Source organism: Escherichia sp. MAL-1 (assembly GCF_052948035.1).
On sequence record NZ_CM129609.1, the window covers coordinates 3911877 to 3926192 of the forward strand.

At 47.2% G+C, this 14316-nt stretch carries 12 protein-coding genes, 3 tRNA genes and 2 rRNA genes; 6 read left to right on the forward strand and 11 right to left on the reverse strand.

Going from position 1 to position 14316, the window contains the following annotated elements:
* The first annotated feature begins 29 nt into the window (after window positions 1-29).
* Both ACU8XX_RS19605 and ykfM read left to right on the forward strand, forming a co-directional pair.
* The gene (locus ACU8XX_RS19605; RefSeq protein ID WP_154311844.1) at window positions 30-944 is read left to right on the forward strand and encodes a hypothetical protein; all 915 of its coding nucleotides are present in this window, start codon (window positions 30-32) and stop codon (window positions 942-944) included.
* Between the two features lie 9 nt (window positions 945-953).
* A complete protein-coding gene (gene ykfM / locus ACU8XX_RS19610; protein ID WP_016241900.1) occupies window positions 954-1433 on the forward strand; it encodes a protein YkfM in 480 nt (159 codons plus the stop codon).
* A gap of 136 nt (window positions 1434-1569) precedes the next feature.
* Here ykfM and ACU8XX_RS19615 read toward each other — a convergent pair whose 3' ends face one another.
* The 3 genes from ACU8XX_RS19615 to dnaQ all read right to left on the reverse strand — a co-directional run bounded on the left by ACU8XX_RS19615 (window position 1570) and on the right by dnaQ (window position 3625).
* Window positions 1570-2355 carry a hypothetical protein gene (locus ACU8XX_RS19615; protein WP_001053628.1) on the reverse strand — a complete coding sequence of 262 codons (786 nt, stop codon included), beginning with the start codon at window positions 2353-2355 and terminating at the stop codon, window positions 1570-1572.
* Window positions 2356-2684: 329 nt separating this feature from the next.
* Window positions 2685-2761: transfer RNA gene (locus ACU8XX_RS19620), tRNA-Asp, on the reverse strand.
* 132 nt (window positions 2762-2893) lie between these two features.
* Complete coding sequence (gene dnaQ, locus ACU8XX_RS19625; protein ID WP_001300756.1) at window positions 2894-3625, reverse strand: DNA polymerase III subunit epsilon; 732 nt, start codon at window positions 3623-3625, stop codon at window positions 2894-2896.
* Between the two features lie 64 nt (window positions 3626-3689).
* Between dnaQ and rnhA the strand changes: the two genes are divergently transcribed.
* The gene (gene rnhA, locus ACU8XX_RS19630) at window positions 3690-4157 is read left to right on the forward strand and encodes a ribonuclease HI (protein WP_000917883.1); all 468 of its coding nucleotides are present in this window, start codon (window positions 3690-3692) and stop codon (window positions 4155-4157) included.
* Here the strand turns inward: rnhA and ACU8XX_RS19635 are convergent.
* Window positions 4154-4876: a class I SAM-dependent methyltransferase gene (locus ACU8XX_RS19635; RefSeq protein WP_001295200.1), complete on the reverse strand. Its 723-nt coding sequence runs from the start codon at window positions 4874-4876 to the stop codon at window positions 4154-4156. The two genes, rnhA and ACU8XX_RS19635, sit on opposite strands and share 4 nt — an antisense overlap.
* 33 nt (window positions 4877-4909) lie before the next feature.
* Here ACU8XX_RS19635 and gloB point away from each other — a divergent pair, with 33 nt between their 5' ends.
* Window positions 4910-5665 carry a hydroxyacylglutathione hydrolase gene (gloB, locus tag ACU8XX_RS19640; protein WP_001052721.1) on the forward strand — a complete coding sequence of 252 codons (756 nt, stop codon included), beginning with the start codon at window positions 4910-4912 and terminating at the stop codon, window positions 5663-5665.
* Between the two features lie 71 nt (window positions 5666-5736).
* Entirely contained in the window at window positions 5737-7095 is a 1359-nt protein-coding gene (gene mltD / locus ACU8XX_RS19645) for a murein transglycosylase D (protein WP_000644685.1), read from the forward strand.
* Window positions 7096-7142: 47 nt separating this feature from the next.
* Here the strand turns inward: mltD and ACU8XX_RS19650 are convergent, their stop codons facing one another.
* Window positions 7143-7766: a class I SAM-dependent methyltransferase gene (locus ACU8XX_RS19650; RefSeq protein ID WP_000016012.1), complete on the reverse strand. Its 624-nt coding sequence runs from the start codon at window positions 7764-7766 to the stop codon at window positions 7143-7145.
* A 3-nt stretch (window positions 7767-7769) separates the two neighbouring features.
* Window positions 7770-8570: an endonuclease/exonuclease/phosphatase family protein gene (locus ACU8XX_RS19655; protein ID WP_001230983.1), complete on the reverse strand. Its 801-nt coding sequence runs from the start codon at window positions 8568-8570 to the stop codon at window positions 7770-7772.
* A 240-nt stretch (window positions 8571-8810) separates the two neighbouring features.
* Between ACU8XX_RS19655 and yafC the strand changes: the two genes are divergently transcribed.
* A complete protein-coding gene (gene yafC / locus ACU8XX_RS19660; RefSeq protein ID WP_000648577.1) occupies window positions 8811-9725 on the forward strand; it encodes a DNA-binding transcriptional regulator YafC in 915 nt (304 codons plus the stop codon).
* On the opposite strand, the gene dkgB is transcribed toward yafC, so the two are convergent.
* The 5 genes from dkgB to ACU8XX_RS19685 all read right to left on the reverse strand — a co-directional run bounded on the left by dkgB (window position 9722) and on the right by ACU8XX_RS19685 (window position 14285).
* On the reverse strand, window positions 9722-10525 hold the full coding sequence (dkgB, locus tag ACU8XX_RS19665; protein ID WP_000997033.1) for a 2,5-didehydrogluconate reductase DkgB: 804 nt from the start codon (window positions 10523-10525) through the stop codon (window positions 9722-9724). The genes yafC and dkgB overlap by 4 nt on opposite strands.
* 162 nt (window positions 10526-10687) lie before the next feature.
* A tRNA-Asp gene (locus tag ACU8XX_RS19670) sits at window positions 10688-10764 on the reverse strand.
* Between the two features lie 54 nt (window positions 10765-10818).
* A 5S ribosomal RNA gene (gene rrf, locus ACU8XX_RS19675) occupies window positions 10819-10934 on the reverse strand.
* 188 nt (window positions 10935-11122) lie between these two features.
* A 23S ribosomal RNA gene (locus ACU8XX_RS19680) occupies window positions 11123-14026 on the reverse strand.
* Between the two features lie 183 nt (window positions 14027-14209).
* Window positions 14210-14285, reverse strand: a tRNA-Ala gene (locus ACU8XX_RS19685).
* Window positions 14286-14316 lie beyond the last annotated feature (31 nt).

Sequence of the window (14316 nt, forward strand, 5' to 3'; positions counted from 1 at the left end):
ATAATAAATTACTATTGCGGAGAGATAAAATGGCTGGTTTAAGGAATAACAACAACACACAGAATGCACAGTGGGCTGATTATGTGGGTGACATTCTTCGGGGGGCTCAGCCGATAAACCAGCTAGTACCTCAGCACCCTTATCTTAACGACGTCCCACTCATTGATGAGTTAAGGCATCAGAACACTCATCATGTTATTCTCTTGACACTTGATGTTGCAAAAAAAATACTCAGCCCAATAACATCATTTGATTACATTCATTTTATCACTACACATCCTTCAGGTATAAAAGATACACTCGCCTGGTTAGTTAACGCGAGTAAATTAATGACTGAGTTTGATGACAATGGGAAAATTATATTTAACCTTAATGCCTTAAAGTATACAAAAGCAAGTTACTTTGAAATACTTGGAGAGAAATATATAAAAATCACAACATCCAGCCCCTGGCTTTTAGAAAAGCTCGGTAAATATATTTTCTCTTCACGAGCGCCTCAAGTTCTGGAACTCGCTATTGGCTGGCGAGGAGCTTTATCTGAATCAATAAAAGGAGTTAAGTTCTGTATCTGGTTTTCAGTAGCCTGGAGAACCATAGAATTTATTATGAGTTCAGAGCGAGATCTGGTTAATTTTCTTGGCGATTTTTCAATGGATGTGGCCAAAGTAGTTATAGCCGGTGGTGTTGCAACCGCTATTGGAAGCCTGGCTTCTTTTGCCTGTGTTAGCTTTGGCTTTCCAGTAATTCTTGTCGGAGGAGCAATTTTACTGACAGGGATAGTGTGTACAGTTGTTTTAAATGAAATCGATGCTCAATGCCATTTATCAGAAAAATTAAAATATGCAATTAGAGATAGACTAAAACGGCAACAGGAACTTGATAAATGGAAAAGGGAAAACATGACTCCATTTATGTATGTTCTTAACACTCCACCCGTGATATGAGGATTAACCATGCGTTTACATGTTAAATTAAAAGAGTTTCTTTCGATGTTTTTTATGGCCATATTATTTTTCCCTGCATTCAATGCTTCTTTGTTTTTTACCGGAGTTAAACCTCTATATTCAATAATAAAATGCTCCACGGAAATATTTTATGATTGGAGAATGTTGATTCTGTGCTTTGGTTTCATGTCGTTTTCCTTTTTAAATGTTCATGTAATTTTACTTACGATAATAAAATCATTCTTAATCAAAAAAACGAAGGTAGTCAATTTCGCCACAGACATAACAATACAGCTAACTCTTATATTTTTACTAATAGCTATCGTAATAGCACCTTTAATAGCTCCTTTTGTCACAGGATATGTCAATGCTAATTATCACCCCTGCGGTAATAATACGGGAATTTTCCCAGGAGCAATCTATATTAAAAATGGCATGAAATGTAATAATGAATATATTTCTCGCAAGGAAGATTCAGTAGTTAAATAATTAAATATTCTAAAACAAACAGTTTTTAACTCCGGATTCCATGTCCTTTCTTGCACTGTCTTTGTCAAGAAAAATTTCTTATGCAAAGAATTTTGTATTATTTCCGCCAGAAATTCCTGGCGGCAGATATAATTTATTATTGATAGCGGTTAACCAAATCTTTTACCATCGCTTTATAGGTCTTTTGCTTAAGTTGCATGATTTGCTGCTCTGTCATATCAGTCGTACTGGCTTCATTCTTGTCGGGCAATGGTGGAAGCACTTTATATTCATAATTCACCGGCGACCAGGCAGCCCACTCACCTGTAGCTACATCCACCAGCGTGAATCGTACCAGATAGCGCAGTGACATCGTGTCAGTCAATTTTTGATTTTTATAATCTGACCAAACTATTGATTTCAATCCAGAGTCATATTTTCCTGTCTGCAACGTATCCTGGAAAACAATAATCGCTTTCTGATGCCCTTTTGCAGCCACAAAACGCAGTGCCTGCATCCAGTTCATATTCTCAGCACTGGCAACATCCTCGTTCTCATTTTTATCTTTGTTTTTGTTACAAGTCAGAGGCTTTTGCCTGTCCGGGATACCAGAGAATGTGGAAACAGTATAATATTTTCGCATCTCCTCCTGCATAATGGTTTCCGGTGCGCGGTTGCCGGATTGAACAAGTATTACAGGAGAATTAAGGGGAACGCGGAACTCATCTCCATCAAGCGCAGCTTGAATATCCTCTTCGGATACGGCCAGAGTGGTTTCATTACCGAATAAATCTTTGTCTGTCAGTTGCTGGGGAGTGTTTTTATTAATATTACTTTGTGTGACTTGAGCTTTTTTCTTCTTTTCATCAATAGAAGATTCAGAGGCACATCCTGCAAGCAGCGAGAATAATACACATATACAACAAACCCTTCTTAAATTCATAATCGGACACTCCCTCGCCTGTCATAATCATGGTAATGTTTAGCTAACGATTTTTAATTATATACTCCACTTGAATCAGAACAAACAAAAATAACAGTATATATAAATTCATTAAATCAATAGAAAAATGAAAATCATAACATTCAAATATATTTAAATTGAATGATTCGATAGTATGATTAAATATTAATGATATGGTCTACCATATGTGATTAACACATTTACAGCATAACAAAACCATAGACCGAAGAAATAGCGGGATTTAAATGCAAAAAAACCGCAAAATTAAAAATCTTGCGGTTCTCTGAACTCATTTTCATGAGTGAATTTGGCGGAACGGACGGGACTCGAACCCGCGACCCCCTGCGTGACAGGCAGGTATTCTAACCGACTGAACTACCGCTCCGCGTTGTGTTCCGTTGGGAACGAGGCGAATATTACGGATTGCCTCGACCTTCGTCAACGGTTTTTCTCATCTTTTGAATCGTTTGCTGCAAAAATCGCCCAAGTCGCTATTTTTAGCGCCTTTTACAGGTATTTATGCCCGCCAGAGGCAGCTTCCGCCCTTCTTCTGCACCAGATCAAGACGGGCTTCATGTGCTGCAAGCTCGTCATCTGTCGCAAAAACAACGCGTAACTTACTTGCCTGACGTACAATGCGCTGAATTGTTGCTTCACCTTGTTGCTGTTGTGTCTCTCCTTCCATCGCAAAAGCCATCGACGTTTGACCACCGGTCATCGCCAGATAAACTTCCGCAAGGATCTGGGCATCGAGTAATGCCCCGTGTAGCGTTCGTTTACTGTTATCTATTTCGTAGCGGGCACATAACGCATCGAGGCTGTTGCGCTTACCAGGAAACATTTTCCTCGCCACCGCAAGGCTATCGGTGACCTTACAGAAGGTATTGGTCTTCGGAATATCGCGCTTAAGCAACGAAAACTCGTAGTCCATAAAGCCGATATCGAACGCTGCGTTATGGATCACCAACTCCGCGCCGCGGATATAGTCCATGAACTCATCGGCTACTTCGGCAAACGTGGGCTTATCGAGCAAAAATTCATCGGCAATACCATGTACGCCAAAGGCTTCCGGATCCACCAGCCGATCGGGTTTGAGATAAACATGGAAGTTATTGCCCGTCAGGCGACGGTTCACCACTTCAACGGCACCAATCTCAATGATCTTGTGGCCTTCATAGTGCGCACCAATCTGGTTCATACCGGTGGTTTCGGTATCGAGAACGATCTGGCGTGTAATTGCAGTGCTCATAGCGGTCATTTATGTCAGACTTATCGTTTTACAGTTCGATTCAATTACAGGAAGTCTACCAGAGATGCTTAAACAGGTAGAAATTTTCACCGATGGTTCGTGTCTGGGCAATCCAGGACCTGGGGGTTACGGCGCTATTTTACGCTATCGCGGACGCGAGAAAACCTTTAGCGCAGGCTACACCCGCACCACCAACAACCGTATGGAGTTGATGGCCGCTATTGTCGCGCTGGAGGCGTTAAAAGAACATTGCGAAGTCATTTTGAGTACCGACAGCCAGTATGTCCGCCAGGGTATCACCCAGTGGATCCATAACTGGAAAAAACGTGGCTGGAAAACCGCAGACAAAAAACCAGTAAAAAATGTCGATCTCTGGCAACGTCTTGATGCTGCCCTAGGGCAACATCAAATCAAATGGGAATGGGTTAAAGGCCATGCCGGACACCCGGAAAACGAACGCTGTGATGAACTGGCTCGTGCCGCGGCGATGAATCCCACACTGGAAGATACAGGCTACCAAGTTGAAGTTTAAGCCTGTGGTTTACGACATTGCCGGGTGGCTCCAACCGCCTGGCGAATTCGTGGCTTGTTTTTACTCTGTTTCATCGGATTTAGCGTTAAAGGAATAGTCCGTTTCCGGGCAACAATAAGTTGTAAGCAACCAAGCGCAGGAATATGCGCATTCAATAGTTTTCCTCCGTGTTTGTTCCACGGGAGAACGTGGAAACGGCTGGCGTGTAGCACTTCAAAATTCAACAAAGAGAGCCAGTCCAGCTGCCGCATCAGAGTAAACATCCGGCTGTTATAGGGCGAGGTTTTGCGCAATACCGGCACAAGTTTGCGTAATCCCATTAAACTGATGGGATTGAAGCCACTAATGACCAGCCAGCCATCATCAATCAATACCCGATCGGCTTCACGCAATAAACGATGCGGATCGGTGCACCACGGCAATGTATGTGCCAGTAGACAAACATCAACGGATTTATCGGCAAAAGGAAGATGAAGTGGGTCCGCCTGTACCTGGACGGGCATTCCTTGCGCAGAAACATTCACTTGATGAGAAACCGCGCACGCTTCGCAATTGATTTCTGCGCTTAAATTGCCAATCTTAAGCAGATGAAAACCATACATTTTAGTGAACCACGGGTTGAGCTGGCGCTCCAGCGCCTTGCGATAAAGCTCTCCCCAGGGCAAATCGCCCCAGCAATCAGGAGCCACGACAGTTTGAGGGACTCTTGCCGGTTTCATCACAACCTTCCGTTTCACACTGAGAGGTAATCTATGAATCTTAACAGTATTCCCGCCTTTGATGACAATTACATCTGGGTTTTGAATGATGAAGCAGGTCGCTGCCTGATTGTCGATCCCGGAGACGCAGAGCCAGTATTAAACGCCATTGCCGCCAATAACTGGCAACCAGAGGCCATATTTCTCACCCACCATCACCACGATCACGTTGGCGGCGTAAAAGAACTGGTGGAAAAGTTTCCGCAAATTGTGGTGTATGGTCCACAAGAGACACAAGATAAGGGAACAACACAGGTAGTCAAAGATGGCGAAACTGCCTTCGTTTTAGGGCATGAATTTAGTGTAATTGCCACACCGGGTCACACTTTAGGACATATCTGTTACTTCAGCAAACCTTATCTATTTTGCGGCGACACGCTGTTTTCTGGTGGGTGTGGTCGGTTGTTTGAAGGGACACCATCACAAATGTATCAATCACTTAAAAAGTTAAGTGCGTTACCTGACGATACATTGGTATGTTGTGCTCATGAATATACGTTATCAAATATGAAGTTTGCTTTGAGTATTCTTCCGCACGATTTGTCCATAAATGATTATTATCGTAAAGTTAAGGAGTTACGGGCAAAAAATCAAATAACACTACCCGTAATTCTGAAAAATGAGCGGCAAATTAATGTTTTTTTAAGAACAGAAGATATTGATTTAATTAATGTAATTAATGAAGAAACATTATTGCAACAACCTGAAGAACGTTTTGCATGGTTAAGGTCAAAGAAAGATAGGTTCTGATAAAACTTTCTTGTCATCGGCTCCGTTCGCCGTTATGATCGGTCGTCTTTTAAGCAACTATTGACACACACATGAAGGCAAAAGCGATATTACTCGCCTCTGTCCTGCTCGTGGGTTGCCAAAGTACCGGCAACGTTCAACAGCACGCACAGAGCCTTTCTGCAGCTGGTCAAGGGGAAGCAGCAAAGTTTACAAGTCAGGCACGATGGATGGACGATGGGACGTCTATCGCGCCAGATGGTGACTTGTGGGCTTTCATTGGCGACGAGCTAAAGATGGGAATTCCGGAAAATGACCGGATTCGCGAACAGAAACAGAAATATTTACGCAATAAGAGCTATCTCCACGATGTAACTTTACGGGCAGAGCCGTATATGTACTGGATAGCCGGGCAAGTTAAAAAACGTAACATGCCTATGGAACTGGTACTACTACCCATAGTGGAGAGCGCTTTTGATCCTCACGCAACGTCTGGCGCCAATGCCGCAGGCATCTGGCAGATCATTCCGAGCACGGGGCGCAATTATGGTTTGAAACAGACCCGCAATTATGACGCGCGTCGCGATGTTGTTGCTTCAACAACTGCCGCGCTGAATATGATGCAGCGTCTGAACAAAATGTTTGACGGCGACTGGCTTCTGACCGTAGCGGCTTATAACAGCGGCGAAGGTCGGGTCATGAAGGCAATTAAAACGAACAAAGCGCGTGGGAAATCCACGGACTTCTGGTCGTTACCGTTGCCGCAGGAAACGAAGCAGTACGTGCCTAAAATGCTGGCATTGAGTGATATTCTCAAAAACAGCAAGCGTTATGGCGTACGTCTGCCAACGACCGATGAAAGCCGTGCTCTGGCGCGTGTGCACCTGAGTAGCCCGGTTGAAATGGCGAAGGTTGCAGATATGGCGGGGATTTCCGTCAGCAAGCTGAAGACATTCAACGCTGGCGTGAAAGGCTCCACGCTGGGCGCAAGTGGGCCGCAGTACGTGATGGTGCCAAAGAAGCATGCAGATCAACTGCGTGAATCTCTCGCTTCAGGCGAAATTGCTGCTGTACAGTCGACGCTGGTTGCCGACAATACGCCGCTTAACAGCCGTGTTTACACCGTACGCTCTGGCGACACGCTTTCAAGCATCGCTTCACGTCTCGGCGTAAGCACCAAAGATTTGCAGCAGTGGAACAAACTGCGCGGATCTAAGCTGAAGCCAGGCCAAAGTTTGACGATTGGTGCAGGCAGTAGCGCACAGCGGTTGGCAAACAACAGCGATAGCATTACGTATCGTGTGCGCAAAGGCGATTCGCTTTCAAGCATTGCTAAACGCCACGGCGTGAACATCAAAGATGTGATGCGCTGGAACAGCGACACTGCGAATCTGCAACCAGGCGACAAGCTGACGTTGTTTGTGAAAAACAACAACATGCCAGATTCCTGACAAACCAGATAATAAAAAGGCACCGATTCCCCCGGTGCCTTTTTTATTTATGCCGCTTTATGTGCTTCTACCATGATGATATCACTGGTGAAAGAGCCATCAGTCTGCAAGGAAAAATACGTTCTCACCTCTGTCGATGCGCTCTGTTGGTAAATGCGAATAGCGTCTACTAACGCTTCTGGCGTACGCATTCTCACGACCCATGAAGAAAATTCCAGCGGTAACTTATCTGTAATTAAATTATCAACTATCAGATTGGCTTCATTGATTAACGTCAACCACTCACCGCTGGCGTAGTTTCGTACGTGAGAGGTATCGCGTAATGCTTCTACCGTCTGTAACCAGATGTCGCGCACTGGGTGGCCCGGAGACATTACGTCCATCACAATCAGCCTACCGCCAGGTTTCAATATCCGGTTCACTTCACGCAGTGCTGCACCAACATCATGCCAGTGATGGGCAGAATAACGGCTGATAACAATATCAAATGCGTTATCGGCAAATGGCAGACTTTCGGCATAACCCTGGCGGGTGGTGATATTTTTCAGTTGCCGGACTTCGGCAGCTTGTGCCACGACATCCAGCATGTGGGCAGATAAGTCATACGCCACCACCGTGCTCACGTTTTGCGCAGCGACAAACGTTGGTCTGCCCTGTGGCAGACCTGACATACCTTATTTATCAGGCTTGCCGGGACTGAATTCAACGAGTAGCGGATTGTGATCGGAAGCGCGCGTAACCAGTACAGAAGCTTCACTGACGTTCAGACCACGGTAGAAAACAAAATCGAGCGGGCGACCAAACGCCCGACGGCGCTGATCATCGGTAAAACGCACCTGGCGCAGCGACATTTCCCGCGCAAAGCGATATAACGCGTTCATCCTTCTACGGCTCCAGGCATTGAAATCTCCCGCCATAATGACCGGGCCGCTGTGGTGAGCTATCTGATCACCAATAGGAAGTAACTGCTTACTATAGACATCCACGCCCAGACTGAAGTTGACGGCGTGTATATTAACCACCATCAACAGGCGGGTGTCAGGTAATGGATAGACCGTCACCAGTGCCGACTTCGCCAGACGCAAAATGGGTTCTCGTTCACGTAACGGGCAGCAATACACTGGATGTGCCGCCGAAAGGGTCATTACGCCAGAAGGATGTTGTGGCAGCACGAAAGCGGGTACCTGATCGGCGGCAAGATAGTTAGCGGTCGCAAACTGTACTAACTCTGGCGTTGTCTGCGCTTCCTGCAATAACACCAGATGTGCATCTTTGCCGTAGTTCTTTAATACCGACAACCATTCAGCGCGTTGCTGTTTGTATATGTTCCACACCAGGATCCGAATACGCTCTTCGGTACTTAACGGTTCCCCAGGTGGTAATGCCTGGCCGATGCTCGCAAAAGACCCCGGCGGTAAGATCCTTTCCGCAGGTTGTCCGGCAACATAGCGCATGGCATAGGTGTTTTTTCGCACTTTTGACTTTGAAACCTCTATTACGTCAACCCTTCCGCACTCGGGAGGGTTCTACTGTTATAGGGATTTTAGCTCACTCTTTCAACGAGCAATTGTATATTGTTATGTAAGCAAGTGCTTACACCGGTCAGAATTTTGCTCATTATGGAGAACATTAAATCGCATGACATATCACGCATCCTGATGGTTTAATGACAAATAAATTCAAAATATCTCTTCTATTTTGCAACAGGAGCAAAAATGAAAGCCACGTCGGAAGAACTCGCCATTTTTGTTTCGGTCGTCGAAAGCGGCAGCTTTAGCCGGGCAGCGGAACAATTAGGGCAAGCAAACTCAGCGGTAAGCCGGGCGGTGAAAAAGCTGGAGATGAAACTTGGCGTTAGCCTGCTTAATCGGACCACGCGACAACTTAGCCTGACGGAAGAAGGCGAGCGTTATTTTCGTCGCGTACAGTCAATTTTGCAGGAGATGGCAGCGGCAGAATCAGAAATTATGGAGACGCGTAATACACCGCGTGGACTGTTACGGATCGATGCCGCAACTCCAGTGGTGCTGCACTTTCTGATGCCGTTAATTAAGCCTTTCCGTGAACGCTATCCGGAAGTCACTTTGTCGCTAGTCTCCTCCGAAACGATTATTAATTTGATCGAAAGAAAAGTGGATGTCGCGATACGCGCTGGTACGTTAACGGATTCCAGCTTACGTGCCAGGCCGTTATTTAACAGTTATCGAAAAATTATCGCCTCCCCCGATTATATTTCCCGCTACGGGAAGCCAGAAACGATCGACGATTTAAAGCAACATGTTTGCCTGGGATTCACTGAACCCGCTTCCCTCAATACCTGGCCGATAGCCTGTAGTGATGGACAATTACATGAGGTGAAGTACGGTTTGTCATCCAATAGTGGGGAAACACTGAAACAGCTTTGCCTGAGTGGCAACGGGATTGCGTGTTTGTCCGACTACATGATCGACAAAGAAATCGCTCGCGGAGAATTGGTGGAGTTAATGGCAGATAAAGTGTTGCCAGTGGAAATGCCATTCAGTGCCGTCTATTACAGCGACCGTGCGGTAAGTACGCGCATCCGGGCTTTTATCGATTTCCTTAGCGAGCATGTAAAAACAGCTCCCGGAGGAGCTGTCAGAGAGGCTTAATCCCATTCAGGAGCCAGACCTTCCGGGCTAACCAGGCGGTCGTTGCAATCCAGTGCGGCGATCGCTTTTTTATCTTCGGCATCAAGCTGTAAATTTTGTGCCTTAAGATTACTTTCCAGGTTTTTACGTTTAGTAGAAGAAGGAATTACTGAGTAACCTTCCCCCATAGCCCACGCCAGAATCACTTGTGCCGGAGTCGCATTGTGTTTAGCTGCGATACGAGCAATAACCTCATCTTTCAGGGCCTTACCATACGCCAGCGTCATATAGGAAGTAATATGGATGCCGTGCTGTTTAGCCCAGGCAACCACTTTACGGTTTTGCAGATAAGGAGAGAGTTCAATCTGGTTAGTAGCGATGTTTTCAGCGCCAACAGCAGCAATCGCCTTTTCCATCAATGGGATCGTGAAGTTGGAAATACCGATCTCACGCGTCAACCCTTCTTTTTTGGCTTCCAGCAGCGCCTGCATAAACTCTTCAACAGAGACTTCATCGTTTGGTGACGGCCAGTGGATTAGAGTCAGATCAACATAATCAGTACGCAATTTTTGCAGGCTCTCTTTCAGACTCGGGATCAATTTGTCTTTGCTGAGATTTTCAATCCAGATTTTAGTGGTGATGTAGAGTTCATGACGTGGCACGCCACTTTCTGCAATCGCCTGACCTACTGCGGCTTCGTTATCATAGATTTGTGCAGTATCAATTGCGCGATAACCAAGTTCAAGCGCCGTTTTCACAGATGAAATAACAACGTCGTCTTTCAGACGGAAAGTACCTAAACCAAATGCAGGGATAGCCATAATATGCCTCTTTTAATGCTATTTTCGTTAACTGAGGTGATTATGGGCTTCAGACTGTTGAGGAAAAAGAGCGTAAAATGCAGAGGATTTTTGCGATTCTGGCAATAATAGATATACAGACGAAAAAAAACCTCGAGCGTTAACTCGAGGCTTCTTAATAAGTGGCGGAACGGACGGGACTCGAACCCGCGACCCCCTGCGTGACAGGCAGGTATTCTAACCGACTGAACTACCGCTCCACCGAATTCTTTTACAACCACCGGTTTTATGACCGGCTTACTGCTTAATTTGATGCCTGGCAGTTCCCTACTCTCGCATGGGGAGACCCCACACTACCATCGGCGCTACGGCGTTTCACTTCTGAGTTCGGCATGGGGTCAGGTGGGACCACCGCGCTACTGCCGCCAGGCAAATTCCTGTGCTCTGTCCTGTGTCTTTTGTGCTGATACTGCGTCGGCTGCATTCGCGAAAGTCAGTCACATACTTCAGTATGCTCCTTCCTTCGCTTCATTTGCCGCCTTGTCTCAGCGCAAAATCCTTCGGACTCTGAATCAAAGCTGAAATTCTCTCAATCCGCCAAAACATCTTCGGCGTTGTAAGGTTAAGCCTCACGGTTCATTAGTACCGGTTAGCTCAACGCATCGCTGCGCTTACACACCCGGCCTATCAACGTCGTCGTCTTCAACGTTCCTTCAGGACTCTCAAGGAGTCAGGGAGAACTCATCTCGGGGCAAGTTTCGTGCTTAGATGCTTTCAGCACTTATCTCTTCCGCATTTAGCTACCGGGCAGTGCCATTGGCATGACAACCCGAACACCAGTGATGCGTCCACTCCGGTCCTCTCGTACTAGGAGCAGCCCCCCTCAGTTCTCCAGCGCCCACGGCAGATAGGGACCGAACTGTCTCACGACGTTCTAAACCCAGCTCGCGTACCACTTTAAATGGCGAACAGCCATACCCTTGGGACCTACTTCAGCCCCAGGATGTGATGAGCCGACATCGAGGTGCCAAACACCGCCGTCGATATGAACTCTTGGGCGGTATCAGCCTGTTATCCCCGGAGTACCTTTTATCCGTTGAGCGATGGCCCTTCCATTCAGAACCACCGGATCACTATGACCTGCTTTCGCACCTGCTCGCGCCGTCACGCTCGCAGTCAAGCTGGCTTATGCCATTGCACTAACCTCCTGATGTCCGACCAGGATTAGCCAACCTTCGTGCTCCTCCGTTACTCTTTAGGAGGAGACCGCCCCAGTCAAACTACCCACCAGACACTGTCCGCAACCCGGATTACGGGTCAACGTTAGAACATCAAACATTAAAGGGTGGTATTTCAAGGTCGGCTCCATGCAGACTGGCGTCCACACTTCAAAGCCTCCCACCTATCCTACACATCAAGGCTCAATGTTCAGTGTCAAGCTATAGTAAAGGTTCACGGGGTCTTTCCGTCTTGCCGCGGGTACACTGCATCTTCACAGCGAGTTCAATTTCACTGAGTCTCGGGTGGAGACAGCCTGGCCATCATTACGCCATTCGTGCAGGTCGGAACTTACCCGACAAGGAATTTCGCTACCTTAGGACCGTTATAGTTACGGCCGCCGTTTACCGGGGCTTCGATCAAGAGCTTCGCTTGCGCTAACCCCATCAATTAACCTTCCGGCACCGGGCAGGCGTCACACCGTATACGTCCACTTTCGTGTTTGCACAGTGCTGTGTTTTTAATAAACAGTTGCAGCCAGCTGGTATCTTCGACTGATTTCAGCTCCACGAGCAAGTCGCTTCACCTACATATCAGCGTGCCTTCTCCCGAAGTTACGGCACCATTTTGCCTAGTTCCTTCACCCGAGTTCTCTCAAGCGCCTTGGTATTCTCTACCTGACCACCTGTGTCGGTTTGGGGTACGATTTGATGTTACCTGATGCTTAGAGGCTTTTCCTGGAAGCAGGGCATTTGTTGCTTCAGCACCGTAGTGCCTCGTCATCACGCCTCAGCCTTGATTTTCCGGATTTGCCTGGAAAACCAGCCTACACGCTTAAACCGGGACAACCGTCGCCCGGCCAACATAGCCTTCTCCGTCCCCCCTTCGCAGTAACACCAAGTACAGGAATATTAACCTGTTTCCCATCGACTACGCCTTTCGGCCTCGCCTTAGGGGTCGACTCACCCTGCCCCGATTAACGTTGGACAGGAACCCTTGGTCTTCCGGCGAGCGGGCTTTTCACCCGCTTTATCGTTACTTATGTCAGCATTCGCACTTCTGATACCTCCAGCATGCCTCACAGCACACCTTCGCAGGCTTACAGAACGCTCCCCTACCCAACAACGCATCAGCGTCGCTGCCGCAGCTTCGGTGCATGGTTTAGCCCCGTTACATCTTCCGCGCAGGCCGACTCGACCAGTGAGCTATTACGCTTTCTTTAAATGATGGCTGCTTCTAAGCCAACATCCTGGCTGTCTGGGCCTTCCCACATCGTTTCCCACTTAACCATGACTTTGGGACCTTAGCTGGCGGTCTGGGTTGTTTCCCTCTTCACGACGGACGTTAGCACCCGCCGTGTGTCTCCCGTGATAACATTCTCCGGTATTCGCAGTTTGCATCGGGTTGGTAAGTCGGGATGACCCCCTTGCCGAAACAGTGCTCTACCCCCGGAGATGAATTCACGAGGCGCTACCTAAATAGCTTTCGGGGAGAACCAGCTATCTCCCGGTTTGATTGGCCTTTCACCCCCAGCCACAAGTCATCCGCTAATTTTTCAACATTAGTCGGTTCGGTCCTCCAGTTAGTGTTACCCAACCTTCAACCTGCCCATGGCTAGATCACCGGGTTTCGGGTCTATACCCTGCAACTTAACGCCCAGTTAAGACTCGGTTTCCCTTCGGCTCCCCTATTCGGTTAACCTTGCTACAGAATATAAGTCGCTGACCCATTATACAAAAGGTACGCAGTCACACGCCTAAGCGTGCTCCCACTGCTTGTACGTACACGGTTTCAGGTTCTTTTTCACTCCCCTCGCCGGGGTTCTTTTCGCCTTTCCCTCACGGTACTGGTTCACTATCGGTCAGTCAGGAGTATTTAGCCTTGGAGGATGGTCCCCCCATATTCAGACAGGATACCACGTGTCCCGCCCTACTCATCGAGCTCACAGCATGTGCATTTTTGTGTACGGGGCTGTCACCCTGTATCGCGCGCCTTTCCAGACGCTTCCACTAACACACACACTGATTCAGGCTCTGGGCTGCTCCCCGTTCGCTCGCCGCTACTGGGGGAATCTCGGTTGATTTCTTTTCCTCGGGGTACTTAGATGTTTCAGTTCCCCCGGTTCGCCTCATTAACCTATGGATTCAGTTAATGATAGTGTGACGAATCACACTGGGTTTCCCCATTCGGAAATCGCCGGTTATAACGGTTCATATCACCTTACCGACGCTTATCGCAGATTAGCACGTCCTTCATCGCCTCTGACTGCCAGGGCATCCACCGTGTACGCTTAGTCGCTTAACCTCACAACCCGAAGATGTTTCTTTCGATTCATCATCGTGTTGCGAAAATTTGAGAGACTCACGAACAACTTTCGTTGTTCAGTGTTTCAATTTTCAGCTTGATCCAGATTTTTAAAGAGCAAAACTTCGCAGTGAACCTTTGCAGGTACACTCTGAAGTATTTTTTATTTAATCACTACAGAGATGGTGGAGCTATGCGGGATCGAACCGCAGACCTCCTGCGTGCAAAGCAGGCGCTCTCCCAGCTGAGCTATAGCCCCATAACATGTAGTTAAAACCTCTTCAAATTTG